Source organism: Tenacibaculum soleae (genome assembly GCF_001693415.1).
In the GTDB taxonomy this organism is placed as follows: Bacteria; Bacteroidota; Bacteroidia; order Flavobacteriales; family Flavobacteriaceae; genus Polaribacter; species Polaribacter soleae.
This window is the reverse complement of the sequence record NZ_MAKX01000013.1, coordinates 189,734-210,936: the sequence shown is the minus strand read 5'-3', so window position 1 is coordinate 210,936 and position 21,203 is coordinate 189,734. Positions and strand designations below refer to the sequence as shown.

The following is a 21,203-nucleotide window of genomic DNA, read 5'->3' as shown; positions in this document are numbered from 1 at the left end:
ACACTTACAACACACAACAAATACTAATGAAAAAATACACGTATACCGAAAAAAAAGACACTAGATCTGGATTTGGTGATGGTTTAACTGAATTAGGAAAAACCAACTCTAATGTAGTAGCATTATGTGCAGATTTAACAGGTTCTTTAAAAATGGGAGATTTTAAAAACAATCATCCCGAACGTTTCTTTCAAATAGGAATTGCTGAAGCAAATATGATTGGTATTGCTGCTGGTTTAACTATTGGAGGTAAAATTCCATTTACAGGAACTTTTGCAAACTTCTCTACAGGTCGTGTATACGATCAAATTCGTCAATCAGTAGCCTATTCAGACAAAAATGTTAAAATTTGTGCATCTCATGCAGGATTAACTCTTGGTGAAGACGGGGCTACTCATCAAATTTTAGAAGATATTGGATTGATGAAAATGTTGCCGGGCATGACAGTAATAAACACTTGTGACTACAGCCAAACCAAAGCAGCAACATTAGCTATCGCTGATTATGATGGACCTGTATATTTACGTTTTGGTAGACCAAAAGTACCAGTTTTTATGACTGATGAACCTTTTGAGATAGGTAAAGGAATAAAACTTACAGAAGGAAATGATGTGACAATTGTGGCAACAGGGCATTTAGTTTGGGAAGCTTTACAGGCTGCTGAACAATTAGAAACTAAAGGAATAACTGCTGAAGTAATAAACATTCATACCATTAAACCTTTAGATGAAGATATCATCTTAAAATCTATAGCAAAAACAGGCTGTATAGTAACTGCTGAAGAGCATAATAAATTTGGAGGTTTAGGTGAAAGCGTTGCTCGTTGTTTAGCAACAAACACTCCTACTCCTCAAGAATTTGTAGCTGTTAATGACAGTTTTGGAGAGTCTGCAACACCAGCTCAACTTATGGAAAAATATGAATTAAATGATAAGGCGATTATTAAAGCCGTAGAAAAAGTTATTTCAAGAAAATAATTTTACTTAAAAATAAAAAAAAGCATCATTTTGACTTAAAAATGATGCTTTTTTTTTGCTAAACACTCAATAAATTAACAAAAAGTAAGTTTTTAATAGTAGTCTAAAATAAGATATAATGAAAAAAATAATTTTATTAACACTTCTTTTTATAGGAGGAGTTCCATTGAGTCAAAGTCAAATACAATTTGGTATTAAAGGAGGGGTAAATTATAATTCGAAATCTATTACAAACGTAAGTAGTGACATTTTTAGTGGAGCAAAAAGTAAAACAGGTTTTCACGCTGGTATATGGACTAGAATAAAAATACCTGTTATTGGTTTGTACATTCAACCTGAACTCGTGTACACTCAATTAAATAATGATGTTACATATAAAACACAAACTTCTGGAATTGGTGGAATTGTTGTAAAAAATGTAGTTACAAGCTATGAATTTAGAAAAATAGACGTGCCTGTACTATTAGGTAAAAAGGTATTCGGTATGGGGCGCATTTTTGCTGGACCAACTTTTCAGTATGTCATAGATGGAGACTTTAGCATTAGTGATCTTAAAGATGTAAAATCGGATGGCTTTACCCTAGGAATGCAATTAGGTTTTGGTATTGATATAGGTAAAATAGGAATAGATGCTCGTTGGGAAAGAGCCTTTTCTGATACAGAATCTAACTTTACAAGAGATGTTCTTGGCGTATCAAACAAAACAACTTTTGATACTAGAGTAAATCAAATTATTATTGGTTTATCATATAGATTTTAATCCTACTAAAAATTAAGCATAAAAAAATCCGAAGCCAAAACTTCGGATTTTTTTATGCTTAAAATATTTTATTTTCTAATATCTCTATTCAAATAATCAGGAATAGTAGGTTTATTTGGGTCGCTAAAATCATTTCTAGGATCACCATCACCGTTTGCATCTTCATCTTTAGTTAAAACTCCATCTCCATCATCATCTGTATCTAAATAGTTAGGTATTCTATTTCCATTGGTATCATCATTTCTCGGATCTCCGTCACCATCAATATCTTCAGAGTAAGAAGGTACATTATCTTGATCATCATCAGTGTCTTTAACAAAATCCCATAACTCAAACGTAAACATTAAGTTTGAATTACCAGCAATACTTAACGTACCGCTATTTTTATATGCTAAACCCGATGGTATAAATAAGATTCCTTTACCTCCTTTGTCATATGTTATCGGCCCATTAGATGTTATATTATTACCTCCTTTAAAATGAGGAAAACCATATGTCCATCCCTTAATCACTTGAATTAAAGAAAACCATGCGGTATTTTTTTCAAAATCAACACTTAAACTATCCTTTTTTATTATAATTTGCCCTTTATATTTTACATATACAGAATCCATCATTTTTGGATAGCCTTTATCAACATCAGGAATACCTTGTTTTTTTAAATAATAATATAATTTATAATCTACATCATTATCTTTAACATCTTTTATATAAAGTTTAACATCAACACCTCCTTCATTTCCTTCTCTTTCTTCCCATAGTGATGGTGTTTGACCAGCATCAATTACTTTAACAGAATCTTTATCGGTATCATAGTAATTGTTTTTCAAAAAATTCACTATTGAATCATTATCAATAGGAGCTTGAGCAGCATGATCAAAGTTATCTACAGTATTGTTGTTATTATCGCTTCCGCAAGAATATAAAATAGTAGCTATTGCTATAGTATAAAATAAATGTTTAAATTTTATCATTTAATATCGAAATTTTAACGCGCAATTTACCATTTTTATACCTTTGTAAAAAACTAAAAGATAAATTTTAACTTTTTATATGAGAATCGATAAATATTTATGGTGTATTCGTTTATTTAAAACACGTAGCATAGCTACTGAAGCTTGTAAAAAAGGGCATGTTAAAATTGATGGCTCAAACTTAAAACCCTCAAAGGATATTTTTGGGAATGAAGAAATAACGATTAGAAAGAATCAAATTAACTATAAAATAAAAGTTTTAGACATACCACCTAACCGGGTAGGTGCAAAATTAGTTGATTTATATAGAAAAGATCTAACTCCAAAAGAAGAATTTGAAAGGACTGAACTATTGAAATACTCAAAAGATTATTACCGAAAAAAAGGAGCAGGAAGACCTACCAAAAAAGATCGTCGAGATATTGATGATTATAGTGGTGATTTTGAAGAAAATAATCTTAATTTGTAATACCTTTATCAAAAAAAAATAAAAATAATGACTGTTTCAGATACTATTATATTAAATAATTTACAAGTTGAACAAAAAATTCGTCGTATTGCTTTTCAAATTTACGAAAGTAATAGTGATGAAAAAGAAATTATAATTGCGGGAATTGCTGATAATGGATACATTTTTGCTGAAAAAGTAATTGAAATTTTATCAGAAATTTCTTCCTTAAAAATCAAAATATGTAAAATTTTAATTGACAAAAAAAATCCTATAAAATCAATCACAACATCTTTAAATGTTAATGAATATGAAAATAAATCGTTAGTTTTGGTTGATGATGTTTTAAATTCGGGAACTACATTAATTTATGCTATCAAACATTTTTTAGACGTTCCTTTAAAACGATTTAAAACTGCTGTATTGGTTAATAGAAATCATAAAAAATATCCTGTAAAAGCAGATTTTAAAGGAATTTCACTTTCTACATCTATTAAAGAACATGTAACTGTAGAATTTAAAAATAACGAAACAGTTGTTTATTTAACCTAATATTTTTATTAATTCATTAACGATTTCATTAATATTTTTATTATCAACGGTTAATTTATGTGTTGATTTGTTATAAAAGTAACTTCTTTCAAATAAGTGTTTGGCAACAAATTCAACTAATTCATCTTCTTTTAATCGAGCTACTAAAGGTCTTTGGTTTTTTTCATTTTTCAATCTTTCAACTATCGTAGCAATACTTGTTTTTAAATATATAGCATTCGTGTTATTCGATTCTGTAATTATATCCATATTACCAGCATAGCAAGGAGTTCCTCCTCCTAATGATAAAATAATATCCATATCTAACACCATTAGTTCTTTTAAATATAAATGTTCTTTTTTTCTAAAATAAATTTCACCTTTCTTTTCAAAGATTTCAGATACCGTCATTTTTTCCTTTTTTTCAATGTAATCATCTAAATCAATAAAAGAAAAGTTCACTTTTTGTGATAATAATCTACCAATTGTAGATTTTCCACTAGCCATATACCCTACCAATACTATTTTCATAAACTAATAATTAAACGATTACAAATATCAATAAAAAATATTACAAAAAAGTTTTTTAGATTTAAAGAACTGTTGTATATTTGCAACCGCTTTCAGAAAGAAGCAATGACCTGGTAGCTCAGTTGGTAGAGCATCTCCCTTTTAAGGAGAGGGTCCTGGGTTCGAGCCCCAGCCCGGTCACGAAAAGCTAAGCAATCTGCTTAGCTTTTTTTTATTTATGCACGTATGGCGGAATTGGTAGACGCGCAGGCTTGAGGGGCTTGTGTTCGTAAGAACGTGCAGGTTCAACTCCTGTTACGTGCACTATTTAAAAAATAATCTTGTTAAAAACTAGATTTCTTTATTGTTCATTATTGCTATTCTAAACATCTTTTTACATTTTTATTAACTAATAGCAGTTTAATAATTACTACTTTTACATTATGAAAAAAAAACATTTATCTCTCATTATATTTCTATTCATAACTGTTTTAGGGTATGCTCAAAATCAAAAACTAAAAGGACAAGTTATTAGAGCTGACAACAAAAAACCTTTAAGTGCTGCACATATTTTAAACTTAAACTCTGTTACAGGTACAATTACCAATGAAGATGGAGTTTTTGAATTAACATCAAAAGTCAACGATACTGTTCTAGTTTCATTTATAGGGTTTTCATCTATAAAATTAAAAGTAACTAACGATCTTTTAAAAGGAAATGAGGTTATTATATCTTTAGAAGAAAAACCTGAAGATGTTAAAGAAATTGTTATTAAGTCAACAAAATTAATAGGTGTTTTAGAGGTTGATGTTAAACAGGTGCCTAAAGATCGTTTTACAAGAATTCATATTAACGGATTACCACAAACTTATGAAGTTGGTAAACCCCAAAAAAGAACCTCAATTGTTGATAAAATTTTTAATCCTGTAGATGTAGTTTATAACTTATTTGGCAAAAAACCTAAGCAACTTAAAAAGCTTAAAAAGTTAAAAAAGGAAGATGATTTACGTAAAATGCTAGCGGGTAAATTTGACAGAGAAGTAATGATGGAATACTTAGAAATGGATAGACAAGAATTAACTAAGTTACTATCTGACTGTAATTATTCTGAATATTTTATAAAAAAGGCAAGTGACCTCCAAATTATTGAAGCCGTTTTAAACTGTTATGAAAATTACAAAGCCCAGAAAAAAGGAAAAATAGAAATAAATAAAATTCCTGAAGATAATAATTAAAAAAAAGCAGCAAAATTGCTGCTTTTTTTATGCCGATATTTCATTCAAAATAAGTAAATTTACCCCCTATAAAACAACACTAACACAACAACATAATGATTCATTTCTTTGGAAACGTAAACAGTAAAGTATTTGCTGTTCAGACAACAAAAGAATTATCTACCGAAACTATTTCAAAACTTACCTGGTTATTTGGCAACCAACCTAAAATAAATGCGACGTCTTTAGACGTCTTTTTTATTGGCCCAAGAGCAGCAATGATTACTCCTTGGAGTACAAATGCTGTAGAAATAACACAAAACATGGGTATTTCTGATATTATCAGAATAGAAGAGTTTGAAACTGTTTCTGAAGATTTTTCTTCTTTCGACCCAATGATTTCTCAAAAATACAACAGTCTAAATCAAGAGATTTTCACTATTGATATTCAGCCTGAACCTATTTTAAATATTGAAGATATCGCAGCATATAATCAACAAGAAGGTTTGGCTTTAAGCGATGAAGAAGTTGAATATTTAGAAAGTGTTGCTACTAAAATAGGTAGAAAACTAACCGATTCTGAAGTATTTGGATTTAGCCAAGTAAATTCTGAACACTGCCGCCATAAAATATTTAATGGAACTTTTGTTATCGATGGAGAAGAAATGCCTACTTCCCTATTTAAGCTAATTAAAGAAACATCAAAACAACATCCAAACGATATTGTTTCAGCATATAAAGATAATGTTGCTTTTGTTAAAGGACCTAAAGTAGAACAATTTGCCCCTAAAAGTGCTGATAAACCTGATTTTTACCAAACAAAAGAATACGAATCTGTAATATCATTAAAGGCTGAAACTCATAACTTCCCTACAACTGTTGAGCCTTTTAATGGTGCGGCAACAGGATCTGGAGGAGAAATTCGTGATAGGTTAGCTGGTGGTAAAGGATCTTTACCCTTAGCAGGAACAGCCGTATATATGACTTCTTATTCTAGATTAGAAAAAGATAGACTTTGGGAACAAAAATTTGAAGCTAGAGATTGGCTATACCAGACTCCGATGGATATTTTAATAAAAGCATCAAACGGAGCTTCTGACTTTGGTAATAAATTCGGACAACCTTTAATTACAGGTTCTGTTTTAACTTTTGAACACGAAGAAAATGCAGCTTCTAGTGATGCAAAACCTAGAAAATTAGGTTTTGACAAAGTAATCATGCAAGCTGGTGGTATTGGTTATGGTAAAGCAGACCAAGCATTAAAAGATACGCCACAAGAAGGCGATAAAATCGTTATTCTTGGTGGTGAAAACTATAGAATTGGAATGGGTGGTGCCGCAGTTTCATCAGCTGATACTGGTGAATTTGCTTCGGGTATCGAATTAAACGCAGTACAACGTTCTAATCCAGAAATGCAAAAACGTGCAGCAAACGCTGTTCGTGGAATGGTTGAAAGTGATGAAAACTTTATTGTTTCTATTCACGACCATGGTGCTGGTGGGCATTTAAATTGTTTGTCAGAATTAGTTGAAGATACTGGTGGTAAAATCAATCTAGATAAATTACCTGTTGGTGATCCTACTTTATCTGCTAAAGAGGTTATCGGAAATGAATCTCAAGAAAGAATGGGATTAGTAATTGCTGATAAACACATTCATACTTTACAAAAAATTGCTGAGCGTGAGCGTTCGCCAATGTATAGAGTTGGTGATGTTACAGGAAATGATCGCTTTACTTTTGAATCTGAAACTAAAGGTGATAAACCAATGGATTTAGCTTTAGAAGATATGTTTGGTTCTTCTCCTAAAACTGTTCTAACCGATAAAACAGTTGTAAGAAATTACAAAAATTCAAGATATAAAACTAAAAATTTACAAATCTATTTAGAACAAGTTTTACAGTTAGAAGCTGTTGCTTGTAAAGATTGGTTAACCAATAAAGTAGACCGTTGTGTTGGTGGTAAAGTTGCTAAACAACAATGTGTTGGATCGTTACAAATTCCGTTAAATAATGTTGGAGTTATGGCATTAGATTATAACGGAAAAGAAGGTATTGCTACTTCAATTGGGCACTCGCCTATTTCGGGTTTAATTCACCCAGAAGCAGGAAGTAGAAATTCAATTACCGAATCGTTAACAAATATTATTTGGGCACCTTTAAAAGATAATTTAGCATCAGTTTCTTTATCAGCAAACTGGATGTGGCCTTGTAAAAACGAAGGTGAAGATGCTCGTTTATACAAAGCAGTTAAAGCTATTTCTGAGTTTTCTATTGATTTAGGAATCAATGTTCCTACCGGGAAAGATTCGCTTTCAATGAAACAAAAATATAAAGATGACGAAGTAATTTCACCAGGAACTGTTATCATTTCTGCTGCAGCTAACTGTAATGAAATTACTAAAGTTGTTGAGCCTGTTTTACAACAAAACGGAGAAAACATCTATTATATTAATATTTCTCAAGACGAATTTAAATTAGGAGGAAGTTCTTTTAATCAAGTTTTAAATACTATTGGTAGCGATGCTCCTGATGTAAAAAACGCTAAATTTGTAAAAGATACCTTTAACACAATTCAGAATTTAATTAAAGCTGATAAAATTTCTGCTGGACACGATGTTGCTTCTGGTGGATTAATTACTACTTTATTAGAAATGTGTTTTGCTGATATTAATTTAGGAGCTGATTTTGATATTTCAGCCTTGAACGAAGAAGATTCTTTAAAAGTTTTATTTGCTGAAAATTCAGGAATTGTTTTTCAAGCTGATGCTTCTGTTGAAACAATTTTATCAGAAAACAAGATTGAGTTCTTTACTATTGGTACTGCAAATAATTCAGGTAAAGTAACCATTAAAAACAACGAAGATAACTTCTCTTTTGATGTTGCTCAAATAAGAGATGTTTGGTATAAAACGTCATATTTATTAGATCAAAAACAAACTGCAAATGGTTTAGCTAAAGATAGATTTGATAATTATAAAGCACAACCTTTACAATACACCTTCCCTACTCACTTTACAGGTAAATTAGCTGATACAGTTGGATCGGTTACTAAAAGACCAAAAGCAGCAATTATCCGTGAAAAAGGTTCAAATTCTGAACGAGAAATGGCAAATGCAATGTATTTAGCTGGTTTTGATGTAAAAGATGTACATATGACCGATTTAATTTCTGGTCGTGAAACTTTAGAAGACATTCAATTTATCGGAGCTGTTGGTGGTTTTTCTAACTCTGATGTTTTAGGTTCTGCGAAAGGATGGGCAGGTGCTTTTAAATACAACGAAAAAGCCAATACTGCTTTAAATAATTTCTTTAAACGTGAAGATACTTTATCTGTAGGTATCTGTAATGGGGCACAATTATGGATGGAATTAGATTTAATAAATCCTGATCATAAAGTACACGGTAAATTAGTACACAACGATTCTAAAAAACACGAAAGTTCATTTACTTCAGTTAAAATACAAGAAAACAACTCTATTATGTTATCTTCATTAGCTGGAAGTGAATTAGGTGTTTGGATTTCTCATGGTGAAGGAAAGTTTAATTTACCAGAAACTGAAGAAAACTATAACATTGTTGCTAAGTATGGTTATGAAGGATATCCAAATAATCCAAACGGATCTGATTTTAACACCGCAATGATGTGTGATAATTCCGGAAGACATTTAGTAACAATGCCTCATATTGAGCGTTCTACTTTTCAATGGAACTGGGCTAATTATCCATCAAATAGAAAAGATGAAATTTCACCTTGGTTAGAAGCCTTTGTAAATGCTAAAAAATGGATTATTGATTTTAAATAAGAAGAATAATCTTTAAATTAATAAAAAAGCAATCAATTACTAATTGATTGCTTTTTCTTTTATAAGAAATTTACTTTTTACGATTTTTTACATTATTCATACAAACTATAAAGTATTTTTGTTTAATTACACATATTGGTAACAACCATTTCAATAACCTTATTATTTTTACATAAAAATAATAGATGGAATATACTTTTTTTAACAAAAAAGACTCTAGAGGTCTTTTAAATAACCTCTTTAGTATTAATATTCAAACAATTCCTTTTCAATCAATAATTATACCAACAGGCTTTCCTGCAATTGCGTATATATATGGAGATAAACAGACCATTATTTATAATAATAAAACAACAAATATAAAAGGGCTTACCCTATTAGGTCAATATGATGCTACCTACAACTTTTCAGTAAATTTTAAAGGTCATAATATTGGCGCTAACTTACATCCCACAGCACTATACAAAATATTTGGCATTGATATAGCTTCATTAACAAATAAACATCCACAATTAGAACTCATAAATAAAAAAATATTTGATCAATTTAATCCTATATTTTTAGATTATGAAAACGACATACCTGTTTTAATTCAAAAAATCATCAATTTAATTGATTCATTAGATTTACATATTGATAAAGATGTTAATCGAATTGACATTGCTATTGATTATATTTTAGAGAAAGAAGGAATGTTACAAGTTACTGATTTATTAAAGATTGTTTCATTATCACAAAAATCTTTAGAGGTAAAATTTAAAAAAATTATTGGTTTAACTCCTGGAAAATATATTAGATTAATACGATTTATAAAACTAATGCGTAAATACGAAAATAAAAAAATTGCCATCAACGATCTTATTTACATGTACAACTATTATGATCATTCTCATTTTATAAAAGATTTTAAACTATTTATGTCTGAATCTCCTAAAGAATATTTTAAAAAAGAATACCCTCTAATAAAAGCATATTCAAAAAATTTGTAATTACGCTTTTTTACAATTAATAACAAAAGCTATCTTTCAACGCCTTATACACTATATTTTAGTGAAATATATTAAAAAATAAAAACTAAATTAATTCTAAACTCTTTTTCACATACGGATACAATCTTTGTATGTATTAAGAAGAAATAAAATATTTCATGTTTTTTTGATTTACCGCAAATAAATATTTAAAAATAAGCTTATTACTTTTGTTGACCAAAAATTACTTTATCATAAATGAGATATTTTAATTGATATTAGGTAATTTTGTAGTATGATTCAAAACGATACAATTATTGCTATGGCAACTCCATCAGGTGTTGGAGCTATTGCTGTTATTAGACTTTCTGGAAAAAATGCTATCACCATTGTTAATAGTTTTTTTAAATCGGTAACCAATGCAAAATCTTTATTGAATCAAAAGTCACATACAATTCATTTAGGGCATATTGTAAATGATAACATTATTTTAGATGAAGTTTTGGTATCTGTTTTTAAAAACCCACGTTCTTATACCGGTGAAAATGTGGTTGAAATTTCTTGTCATGGATCTGTTTTTATTCAGCAAGAAATTATTCAATTGTTTTTAAAAAATGGCTGTAGAATGGCTGATAATGGTGAATTTACCATGCGCGCATTCTTAAATGGAAAAATGGATTTATCGCAAGCGGAAGCTGTAGCCGATGTCATAGCCTCAAACTCTGCGGCTAGTCATCAAATGGCTATTCAACAAATGCGTGGTGGAATTACGAATGAACTAAAAGAACTTCGAGTACAATTATTAGATTTTGCTGCTTTAATAGAACTAGAATTAGATTTTTCGGGAGAAGATGTAGAATTTGCTGACAGAACAAAGTTTAAAGAATTAGTTACTAAAATCACCTTTGTTTTAAAACGATTAATTGATTCTTTTGCCTTTGGAAATGCCATGAAAAATGGAATTCCAGTTGCTATTATTGGTGAACCTAATGTTGGTAAATCTACTTTATTAAATACGCTTTTAAACGAAGAAAAAGCCATTGTTTCAGACATTGCTGGTACTACAAGAGATGCAATTGAAGATGAATTAATAATTGATGGTGTTGCTTTTCGATTTATTGATACTGCTGGTATTCGTGAAACAGAAGATGTTGTAGAGAATATAGGTATAAAAAAAGCGTATGAAAAAGCAGAAAATGCACAGTTGATTATCTTTTTAATTGATGCTAATAAATTTTCTTACGCTAGCGAAGAATTTTTAAATGAAATTGAAACTATTAAAGAACGTTTTCCTAATAAACGTTTGTTAGTTATCGCAAATAAAATTGATACGTTATCGTGCCATGATACTACTGTTTTACAATCAGAAATTGAAAATCTAATCTTACTTTCTGCAAAACAAAAAACGGGTATCGACGAACTTAAAACCGAATTAACTTCTTTAGTAAACACAGGAGCTTTAAGTAATAATGAAACTATTGTTACCAATTCTCGTCATTTTGAAGCCTTAAACAATGCTTTACAAGCCATTACTTCTGTACAACAAGGAATTGATTTAGAAATTTCTACCGATTTATTTTCTATCGATATCCGTGAATGTTTACGCCATTTAGGAAACATTACTGGTGAATATGATGTTGACAAAGACATACTTGGTCACATTTTCGGTAATTTTTGTATCGGAAAGTAATTATTATTTCTTTTCATTGGCACTTTGTTTTTTTATTAAAAATTAATATGAGATAATAATCTTATTTAATCTCGCAAAGTCAATTTTATCTTCATAAAGTCTATTGTAGTAAATAAAAACTCTATTAGTATCTTTGTTTATATGACACAAATTAAAGCAATACTAATTGATGATGAAGAAAGTGCAAGAAATGTACTGACCAATTTATTAGAAAGATCTTCTTCTAAAATCAACATTCTCAATACTTGTAATAATTTAGAACAAGGTGTTAAGCAAATTAAAATATTAAAACCCAATGTAATATTTTTGGATGTTCAAATGCCAAATTATGCAGGTTATGAAATAGCAAATTTTTTTGATGAAATAAACTTCGAAATTATTTTTGTAACTGCTTACGATCAATATGCCATAAAAGCATTTGAACTAAATGCTATTGATTACCTAGTTAAACCAATTGATAGAAATAAGTTAAATATAGCTCTTGAAAAACTAGAACAAAAATTAGAACATAAAAATCAATTAATAGACTATCAGTCATTATTAAAAACGATAAAAGATAAAAATTATAAAAAAATAGTAATTCCTGAATTAGGAAATAGGCATATTATTGATTTAAAAAATATTGTTTCTATAGAAGCAAGTGGTGCATATAGCGTTATACACTTAAAAGAAAACAAAAAAATTACTACAAGTAAAAACCTTAAATATTTTGAAGGAATTCTTTCAAAAGAACCTTCTTTTTTTCGTTCTCATAGAGGATGGATTATTAACTTAAATTTTGTAAAATTCTTAAATAAAACAGATTTAGTTGTAACTTTAACTCACACTACTCTTAAAGCAAAAATTTCAAGAAATAGAATAAATAATTTTGAAGAAACAATTAAATAACATTTCAAAAAATATATATAAGCCTAAAAAAAAGCTTGTGTTAAGTATACTTTTTTTTGTTTCATTTATAGTTTTTGCTCAAGAACCTATAACAATACACCTCACGGAAAAAGAAGGATTACCTGATAAAGAATTTTATGATATTTTTGAAGATGATAAAGGTTTTATTTGGCTGTGTGCAGACAAAGGTTTTTTTAAATACACTGGCAAAGAGTATAAAAAATATAATAACATAGAACAACGGGGACTCTCAGTATTTGGTGTTCAACAAGACCCAAGAAAACGTATTTGGTGTAATAATATATCTGGACAATTCTTTTATGTCGAAGGAGATAAATTAACTTTATTTATTGATTTAAATAAGCAGCTAAAAGGAGTTCTCGCAAAGTTTTTTGTTAAAAAAAACTATTTATGGGTATTTACAAGATCAGATATTTATCAAATTAATTTAATTACAAAAAAAATAAAAACTGTTATAAAAGCTAAAACTTATATAGGAGGTACTTTTAGTTATAATGATGCTATTTACTATCAAACTATTGATTCAATATCTAGGGTAACCGCAAATAATAAAGTTAAAAGTTTTTTAGCTAGAAAGCTATTGGTTAAAAATAAAAAAGTAAAACCAATTCCTCCAACCAAATCAATTAGTTTTAAGTGTGGTACAGATTTATTTTTAATGCAAGAAAATGGTTTTGATAATATTTTTTTTAAAATAAATACATTAAAAAAGAATATAAAAATTATCAATGGTTTTGAAGATATTAATAAATATGGAACGCATACTATTTTTGAAAACAATAAAGAAGTATGGTTTGGTACTAATAAAGGTGTTTGGGTATATGAATATGTTAAAAACTGCTTTCAATTAAAAAAACATTTTTTAAAAGATAAAAATGTAACTAAAATATTAAAAGACAAGGATAATAATTACTGGTTATCAACATTAAATAATGGAATATATCTTATTCCTAATATTAATATTGAAACTAGTAATATATTAAATAAAAATATTAGTAGCTTAGATAAACTAAATGATAGCACATTAGTTTTTGGACTTAGAAATGGAAATTTAGGTTTTTATAACACAAACAACTACAAATCAAAAATTATAAAACTACCAACTAATGATAGAGTATCTGCTATTAAATGCCTATCAAATAATATTATTTTAGTTAGTAAAGATATTACTTCTTATGTGCTTGATTATAAAAAGAATCAATATATTAAAACAGATACATATCAATCTGTTAAAAGTTTCTCTATAGTAAATGATAATATATTAGGTGCAAGCTCTAACACTGCTACTCTACTTAAAAAATCAAATATTATGCTTAAAAAGGATTTTTTTCGTGGTAAAGTAAAAACAATATCTAGGGGTAAAAGAACGTATACATCTTATTACAATGAAAAAAAGAAAGAGGTGTATATTTCATATGTAGACGGTTTAATGGTGTATGATAGTACTTGGAATGCCAAAAGTATTCAATATAACAACAAATTTATTTATACCAAATCAATAACAAAAACAACTAATGATGTTATTTGGGTTGGTACTTTTAAAGATGGTATTTTTGCTATAAAAAACAATTCCGTAGTTAATCATTACACTACTAAAAGTGGATTAACCTCAAACAATATTGAAAAAATTAAAGCTGATAAAAATACTTTATGGATTGCTACAGATAATAGCATTCAAAAGTTTAACACAACTAGTTTACAGTTTAAAAAGCTTACAAAAAAAGAAGGTATTCCCTCTTACGACATCTCTGGTATAGAGTTTATTAATAATAAAGTGTTTTTCTCTTCTAATGAAGGTTTATTTTCTATAAACAAGAAGAAAACTTTTAAAAAATACAATCCAAAAGTTTACTTTAATACATTTCAAATTAATGAAAAAGATACATTGATAAAACCAGAATATGTTTTAAACCATACTCAAAATACGATAAAAATAGGGTTCAATGTTACAGGGTTTTCATTTGATAAAAATGGAAAATATAAATATCGATTAAAAGGAATAAATAATAATTGGATTCTTACAGAAGCAGGAGTAAGTACAGTAAAATATAACAGTTTACCATCAGGAAATTACATATTTCAAGTACAACCTTATTTAAATAGTAGCCAAAAAGGGTATAAAATAAAAGAGTTAAAATTTACTATAAAAAAAGCTTTCTGGACAACATGGTGGTTTAGGACAATCATATCTTTTTTACTTCTAGGAAGTATAATACTATATTATAAAATAAAATTAAATAGAAAAGAAAAAGAACGCCTTATACAATTAGAAAAAATAAACTTAGAAAAAGAACTCATCGCGATTAATCTAACAGCTTTGCGTTCACAAATGAATCCACATTTTATATTTAATGCCTTAAACTCGATACAAGATCTAGTATTAAAACAAGATACAGATGCTACTTATGATTCTATTGTTTTATTTGCAGAGTTAATACGTAATGCCTTAAGTTATTCTAACCAAGATTTTATTTCAATAAATAAAGAATTACAATTTTTGAACGTGTATTTACAATTAGAAAAACTGCGGTTTGGAAAAGAATTTAACTATCGCATTAGTTATAATGAAAATAATGATTTAGAAGTACCCTCCTTATTAATACAGCCCTTTATAGAAAATGCGTTAGTACACGGTTTATTACATAAACCTGGTAAAAAAGAGCTTAATATTAAGTTTAGTTTTACCCAAAACAAATTACAATGTATTATTACAGATAATGGCATAGGAAGAGTTAAGGCTAAAGAAATAGGTGAACGCCAAGGAAATCATCATGAATCATTTGCTTTAGGAGCTATTGAAAAACGTTTAGAAATTTTTAAAAAACAATACAATCAAAATATTGGGTATAGTATTGAGGATTTATACCTTGATGGAGCTGCATCAGGAACAAAAGTAGTAGTAATAATGCCTTTTAAAAACAGATTTTAACTAATATCAAATTTCAATAACTTCACTCATTTTTTTTGGTAATGATTAAAAACTTTTGATTTCTAGTTTTTCACTCATCGTCATTTTTTTTTAACTTTTATAGTACAACTTACTATTAATTCCTTTATAAAAAACTTACCCTTTACAAACTCAATTTACCATTCACAAAGTTGTTTATTATAAAAACTAGTTAATGAAGTATTGTTGTCTTTAAATTAAAAAACCTATAAAAATAAAAGGATGAAAAAAGTATTTAAAGCATCAGTATTATTTATAATATGTACAGTATTAGCCTTCGTTAGTTGTGATAAGGAAGACAATATACTTATAAACACAGCCCCAGAAATAAAAGCACAAACTTTTAATTTCTCTGAAGATTTAGGACCTAATAATATTATAGGAAAAGTAATTGCTACTGATCTTGAAGATGATAAACTTAGTTATAATATTAAAACTAATAGTAATAATCTATTTAAAATTTTTGATAACGGAAATTTAAACCTTGCAGCAGGAATGTCTTTAGATTATGAAACAGCTAAAAAACATACAATTACTATTGAAGTATCAGATGGAAAATTAACAGCATCGGCAATAATAACTATAAATGTTATTGATGTAGATGAGAACGTTGCACCTGAAATTGTAGCACAAGGTTTTGATGTAGATGAAAACATAGATACCGCTACAGAAGTAGCAAATATTGTAGCCACGGATGCCAATAATAATACTTTAACATACACTATTACACAAAATGCATTTCAAAACGGTGATACATCACTCCCTATGTTTGAGTTTATGCAAAGTAACACAGGAGAGTTACACTTAGCTACAAATCGTTTTCTAGATTATGAAAATGAAACATCATATCAAATTACCGTAGAAGTTTCTGATGGTGTATTAACAGCATCTGCAGACATTACAATTAATGTAACTAATGTAAATGAACCACCACAAATTAGAGACAGTAGTGTAATAAATGATCCTGCAGAAGATATTACTGATACTTTTGTTATTGGTACCATTGTAGCAACAGACCCTGAAGGAGATGTTATTACCTATTCTTTAAGTAATAACCCAAATAATTTATTTGAGATTAACGTTGATGGAGAAATAAGCTTAGCACCTGGAAAAAGCCTAGATTACGAAACAGCTACTAGCCATAATATTACCATACAGATTTCCGATGGTTCTCTTTCTTTAACAGAAGATATCACTATTAATGTTACCGATGTTGTAGAACCAACTACTAATGGATTTATTACAACTTGGAAAACCACTACTGCAAACGAAAGCATAACAATTCCTACCAATAACAGCTTAACTTATAATTATACTGTAAATTGGGGTGATGGTAGTACTAGTACCAGTCAAACAGCTAATACTACACATACTTACGTTACCGCAGGTATTTATGAAGTGAAAATTACAGGGAATTTTCCTGCTATTTACTTTAATAATACAGGTGATACTGATAAAATACAAACCATAAAACAATGGGGAGATATTAAGTGGAAATCTATGAACGGTGCTTTTTATGGTTGTACACAACTTACCTATACAGCTACTGATGCTCCAGATTTATCTTTAGTAACAGATATGTCAAATACATTTAAAAGAGCAAGGTCATTTAACGCAAATTTAAATAATTGGGATGTAAGTACTATCACTAATATGTTTAGTATGTTTAACGATGCTAAATCATTTATAGGTCATATTAGTAGTTGGGATGTAAGTAATGTAAGTAACATGGCATTCATGTTTACAAATGCAATTGTTTTTAATAGTGATATTAGTACTTGGGATGTAAGTGGGAGTGTAAATATGACTAGTATGTTTCTTGGCGCATCAGCCTTTGATCAAAACCTAAACAATTGGGATGTAAGTAATGTTAATAATATGTCGGGGATGTTTAGAAGTGCAACTTCTTTTAACGGCAATATTAGCAATTGGAATGTAAGTAGAGTAAGAACTATGAGGTATATGTTTCAGAATACTGCTTTTAATCAAGATATTAGTAATTGGGATGTAAGTAATGTAAAAGTGATGGAGGGGCTATTTGCTGGAGCAGCCGATTTTAATCAAAATATTAGTGGTTGGAATGTAAGTAATGCTACTACTATGCAAGCCATGTTTAATAATGCAGGTTCTTTTAGCCAAGATTTATCTAATTGGAATACAGCTAATGTAACAAGTTGCAATGGTTTTAGTGCAAATTCTGCATTAACAGCTGCACAATTACCAACCACAGGAAACTGTTTCTAGTTTAATCTTTAAAGAAAAAAAATAGCTACTTGTATTTTACAAGCAGCTATTAAACTTTTAATAAATATTACAATGAAAAAAATAATTTTAATACTTACTTTATTAGTAACAACAGCAGTAGTGTCTCAAAACAATTTATTTGATAATGTTTCTGAGAAAGATCAATATCAAGAATATACAAAAGCTTGGGATAAAGAAGGTGATGGTACTTATAAAATTAGTGAAAAACGATTTATAGTTAATTTTAAAATTGAACGTCTTTCAACTGGTGAAGGATATAGTATAGCAGCTGTTGTAGCTGAAGGTGAAAAAAAAGGAAAAAAAGGAGGAGGATATAATGTAATAGATGGGTATTACGAATGTAGTGGGTACCCTTATGAAAGTGTTATAAGACATAAATATAAAAAAGACGGTATTGTAGCTATAGGAGACTACGTGTTTGTATTAGATAAAATTTCTAAAGACGGAACCTCGTTTCAATTTATTGATGATATCTATGTTAAAATAAAAGGAGGAAATACTACTGGTAAAAAGAAAAAGAAGTCTTTTTTTCAGAGATTAAAAGAAGCGAAAAACAAGTCTAAAAAGAACCCTGATTATGGGGCAGAACACAAAGCCTTGCAAAGTAAAAATTTAAAGAAGTTAATTACTGATTATTTAGTTGCTATGAAAGCTAAACAAAACGCTAGAACAGCAAAAGAAAAACAAGGTGATAAAAATATTATAGCTGCAAAGAATAAAGGAGAACAAGATATTAAACGATATAATGACTCTATCAAGGCAACTCCAGAGTATAAAGATTTACAAAGAAGAAAAAGACTAAATGAAGCGAATTACCAAGGAGCCAAAGCAAAAAATACGGTAACTCTTCGTAACAATAGCAGTCGTACAATTTATGTAGGCACAAATGGTAGTCGTAATCCAGGAACAAAAATTAGTGCAGGAGGCACAGCTTCATGGAATTGTGATCGAGCCGCTTATTTACAAAAAATAACCAAGTCCGGTGGTAGTAATGCTTATAGTTCTACGAATAGACTTGTGTATAGAAAAAACTCAGGATGTGGTAAAACAATCAATATTAACTAAATAATATTCAATTATGAAAATATTTTTTAAATACCTACTAGTATTGCTAATGCCTTGCTTGTTGTATTCTCAAAGTAAAGAACCTACAAAAGCTATTAATGGAAAGTATTATTTGATGGCTGCAGAAAAAGGAATTGGTAGTAAAATGACCAAAGAAAAGCTATTTCAGTACGGTGTATGGGGTAAAGATAAAGTATTAATGGTTGCTGCTTGTAATAAATGCTCTCCAGCAATGTATAAATACAATAATGACGAAAGTCAAACTATGGGTGTTCCTGTTTTTTACAACATTATGGGGCTATATATGATTACCTATGATCACGAAAGTTTTATAATGATGGTACCTGCAAATAAGAAAAGTAAAGATTGGACAGATTTCACTTATAGTAATTTTTACAGTAAAAATAAGGCTAAAGCAGATATAATGACCAAGCAAAAAATAGTAAATTTTATAAAAACACTATAACATATTATATCTGTATTGAATTTTACTTTTAAAATATATAAAAGCTCAGTTGTAATGATTGAGCTTTTTTTATGAATTTAAAGTAATGGATTTAGATTATTTTAATCATTCATAAAGTAGAATTACGATTCGCAAAGTGCTTTGTTACAAAATTATTAAAGCATAGTACTCTTGTGGTAAATTTTTATTAATATATATTATGAAACAAAAAATACTTTATTTATTATTATTTATATGTAGTATAATTAATACTCAAACCTTTGATTGGGAAACAGCAACGTTACGGAGCAACCCTACAAATCCAGCGCAATCTGCAAGGCAAATTATTAATAATACCTATTATGCTACTTTTTTACCCCAAGTCTTAGTCCTATTCAATTAGCCACTTTCACGCCATAATCCACAGGAAAATCCGTAGTTAATGTTCAATTAGAACCCACTGTTAGATTAGCATTAAATACAGCATCTAATACTACTTTAAATATTCAAAGTATCAAAGTAGCAGGAATAACAAACAATAAAAGTTGGACTTTTAAATCGCTAGATGGTGGAGCTAATGTACATAATCCAACAATGTGTTATATTAATAGTACAGCAAGTATAATTACTTTAAATTGGACAAATGTTCATGTAACCGAAATAAGTAGAACAGATGGATCTTCAGCACATTTTTATGTAGATGATATTGTATTTACACCTCCACCATGCATTGTAACCATACCTGACGTAAACTTTAAAAGTTATTTAGTTAATAACACAGCAAAATAAACACCAATAGAGATAAAAGAATACAATGTAGCGAAGTAACCGCTTTCACAAAAAAAATCAGTGTAAATACTCCTGGTATTTCAGACTTAACAGATATTGAAGCATTTACCAATTTAATAAAACTTTTTGCAGACAGAATCGTTTAACAACTTTAAATTTATCTAATAATACTCAATCAACAGAGTTAGCGGTTAGCCAAAGCCCAATAATGAGTTTAGATATTTCAAATAATCCATACTTGATTAATTTTGGTAGCAACTCAATGAATAATTTAACTACATTAAATTTAGCTCACGGAAATAATGCTACTTTAGTTAATTTTGATGCAATAGGTTCGTTTCTTTTAAGTTGTATACAAATTGATACAGGTTTTGCACCGCCATCAAGTTGGCAAAAATAGGTCTTAGCAAATTACAGTACAACTGCAGTCCTGTGTTAAAGTCTATGTAAACCACACAACAACAAGCAATAACAACAGTGCTAATTGGGAAAATGTTTTATTGGAGGTGAATAATGGAGGTGAAATATGGGTATCCGCAGGAACTTACAAACCACACACTTCAGATAGAAATACTTATTTTAATATCACAAAGCCTGGTATTCGTATTTGTAGTGTTTTTTTTAAGTAAAGAAGCACAATTATCAGAAATAATTTTAGGTACTAATGAAACTACATTGTCAGGAGATTTACAAGGTAACGATGTAAATACTATAAATTTAGCTTCAAATTACGGAAACACTACTAGAAATACAGATAATAGTTATCGTATTATATGTTACACAAACAGGAGAAAATTTACTGTTAGATGGTTTAACTATAAGTGATACAAACATTTATCAAACAACACTTGATGGTGCTATTATTAAAAATGGTTTAGTTGCTAATTTAACAACAAGAAATTGTATAA

At 28.9% G+C, this 21,203-nt stretch carries 18 protein-coding genes and 2 tRNA genes; 18 read left to right on the top strand and 2 right to left on the bottom strand.

Features of this window, described 5'->3' with window-relative positions:
• Positions 1–26 precede the first annotated feature (26 nt).
• Both BA195_RS10645 and BA195_RS10640 read left to right on the top strand, forming a co-directional pair.
• Positions 27–977 (top strand): transketolase family protein, encoded by a 951-nt coding sequence (locus BA195_RS10645; protein ID WP_068705282.1) that lies wholly within the window; start codon positions 27–29, stop codon positions 975–977.
• Between the two features lie 118 nt (positions 978–1,095).
• Entirely contained in the window at positions 1,096–1,737 is a 642-nt protein-coding gene (locus BA195_RS10640; protein ID WP_068705279.1) for an outer membrane beta-barrel protein, read from the top strand.
• A 68-nt stretch (positions 1,738–1,805) separates the two neighbouring features.
• Here BA195_RS10640 and BA195_RS10635 read toward each other — a convergent pair whose 3' ends face one another.
• Complete coding sequence (locus BA195_RS10635) at positions 1,806–2,711, bottom strand: FKBP-type peptidyl-prolyl cis-trans isomerase (RefSeq protein ID WP_068705272.1); 906 nt, start codon at positions 2,709–2,711, stop codon at positions 1,806–1,808.
• Between the two features lie 79 nt (positions 2,712–2,790).
• On the opposite strand from BA195_RS10635, the gene BA195_RS10630 reads away from it, so the two are divergent.
• Entirely contained in the window at positions 2,791–3,180 is a 390-nt protein-coding gene (locus tag BA195_RS10630) for an RNA-binding S4 domain-containing protein (RefSeq protein WP_068705270.1), read from the top strand.
• A gap of 27 nt (positions 3,181–3,207) precedes the next feature.
• On the top strand, positions 3,208–3,711 hold the full coding sequence (locus BA195_RS10625) for a phosphoribosyltransferase domain-containing protein (RefSeq protein ID WP_068705269.1): 504 nt from the start codon (positions 3,208–3,210) through the stop codon (positions 3,709–3,711).
• On the opposite strand, the gene BA195_RS10620 is transcribed toward BA195_RS10625, so the two are convergent.
• Positions 3,703–4,221 carry a shikimate kinase gene (locus BA195_RS10620; RefSeq protein ID WP_068705268.1) on the bottom strand — a complete coding sequence of 173 codons (519 nt, stop codon included), beginning with the start codon at positions 4,219–4,221 and terminating at the stop codon, positions 3,703–3,705. The genes BA195_RS10625 and BA195_RS10620 overlap by 9 nt on opposite strands.
• A gap of 107 nt (positions 4,222–4,328) precedes the next feature.
• Between BA195_RS10620 and BA195_RS10615 the strand changes: the two genes are divergently transcribed.
• The 14 genes from BA195_RS10615 (at position 4,329) to BA195_RS10550 (ending at position 21,120) form a co-directional block, all read left to right on the top strand.
• Positions 4,329–4,401 (top strand) — tRNA-Lys (locus BA195_RS10615).
• Positions 4,402–4,440: 39 nt separating this feature from the next.
• Positions 4,441–4,524 (top strand) — tRNA-Leu (locus BA195_RS10610).
• A 119-nt stretch (positions 4,525–4,643) separates the two neighbouring features.
• Positions 4,644–5,435 (top strand): carboxypeptidase-like regulatory domain-containing protein, encoded by a 792-nt coding sequence (locus BA195_RS10605; RefSeq protein ID WP_068705266.1) that lies wholly within the window; start codon positions 4,644–4,646, stop codon positions 5,433–5,435.
• A gap of 95 nt (positions 5,436–5,530) precedes the next feature.
• Positions 5,531–9,217: a phosphoribosylformylglycinamidine synthase gene (gene purL, locus BA195_RS10600; RefSeq protein WP_068705265.1), complete on the top strand. Its 3,687-nt coding sequence runs from the start codon at positions 5,531–5,533 to the stop codon at positions 9,215–9,217.
• A gap of 185 nt (positions 9,218–9,402) precedes the next feature.
• Positions 9,403–10,206, top strand: coding sequence for a helix-turn-helix domain-containing protein (locus tag BA195_RS10595; RefSeq protein WP_068705263.1), 804 nt, complete (start codon positions 9,403–9,405; stop codon positions 10,204–10,206).
• 274 nt (positions 10,207–10,480) lie between these two features.
• Positions 10,481–11,875: a tRNA uridine-5-carboxymethylaminomethyl(34) synthesis GTPase MnmE gene (mnmE, locus tag BA195_RS10590; RefSeq protein ID WP_068705261.1), complete on the top strand. Its 1,395-nt coding sequence runs from the start codon at positions 10,481–10,483 to the stop codon at positions 11,873–11,875.
• 141 nt (positions 11,876–12,016) lie between these two features.
• Positions 12,017–12,763, top strand: a complete 747-nt coding sequence (locus tag BA195_RS10585) for a LytR/AlgR family response regulator transcription factor (protein ID WP_068705259.1) — start codon at positions 12,017–12,019, stop codon at positions 12,761–12,763.
• A 37-nt stretch (positions 12,764–12,800) separates the two neighbouring features.
• The gene (locus BA195_RS10580) at positions 12,801–15,713 is read left to right on the top strand and encodes a sensor histidine kinase (RefSeq protein ID WP_141677696.1); all 2,913 of its coding nucleotides are present in this window, start codon (positions 12,801–12,803) and stop codon (positions 15,711–15,713) included.
• 240 nt (positions 15,714–15,953) lie between these two features.
• The gene (locus BA195_RS10575) at positions 15,954–17,975 is read left to right on the top strand and encodes a BspA family leucine-rich repeat surface protein (protein ID WP_068705255.1); all 2,022 of its coding nucleotides are present in this window, start codon (positions 15,954–15,956) and stop codon (positions 17,973–17,975) included.
• A gap of 72 nt (positions 17,976–18,047) precedes the next feature.
• On the top strand, positions 18,048–19,061 hold the full coding sequence (locus tag BA195_RS10570) for a hypothetical protein (protein ID WP_068705253.1): 1,014 nt from the start codon (positions 18,048–18,050) through the stop codon (positions 19,059–19,061).
• A 13-nt stretch (positions 19,062–19,074) separates the two neighbouring features.
• Positions 19,075–19,527 carry a hypothetical protein gene (locus tag BA195_RS10565; RefSeq protein WP_141677695.1) on the top strand — a complete coding sequence of 151 codons (453 nt, stop codon included), beginning with the start codon at positions 19,075–19,077 and terminating at the stop codon, positions 19,525–19,527.
• 573 nt (positions 19,528–20,100) lie between these two features.
• Complete coding sequence (locus tag BA195_RS10560; protein WP_068705249.1) at positions 20,101–20,295, top strand: hypothetical protein; 195 nt, start codon at positions 20,101–20,103, stop codon at positions 20,293–20,295.
• 208 nt (positions 20,296–20,503) lie between these two features.
• A complete protein-coding gene (locus BA195_RS10555) occupies positions 20,504–20,695 on the top strand; it encodes a hypothetical protein (RefSeq protein WP_068705247.1) in 192 nt (63 codons plus the stop codon).
• 113 nt (positions 20,696–20,808) lie between these two features.
• Positions 20,809–21,120 (top strand): hypothetical protein, encoded by a 312-nt coding sequence (locus BA195_RS10550; protein ID WP_068705245.1) that lies wholly within the window; start codon positions 20,809–20,811, stop codon positions 21,118–21,120.
• Positions 21,121–21,203: the final 83 nt, after the last annotated feature.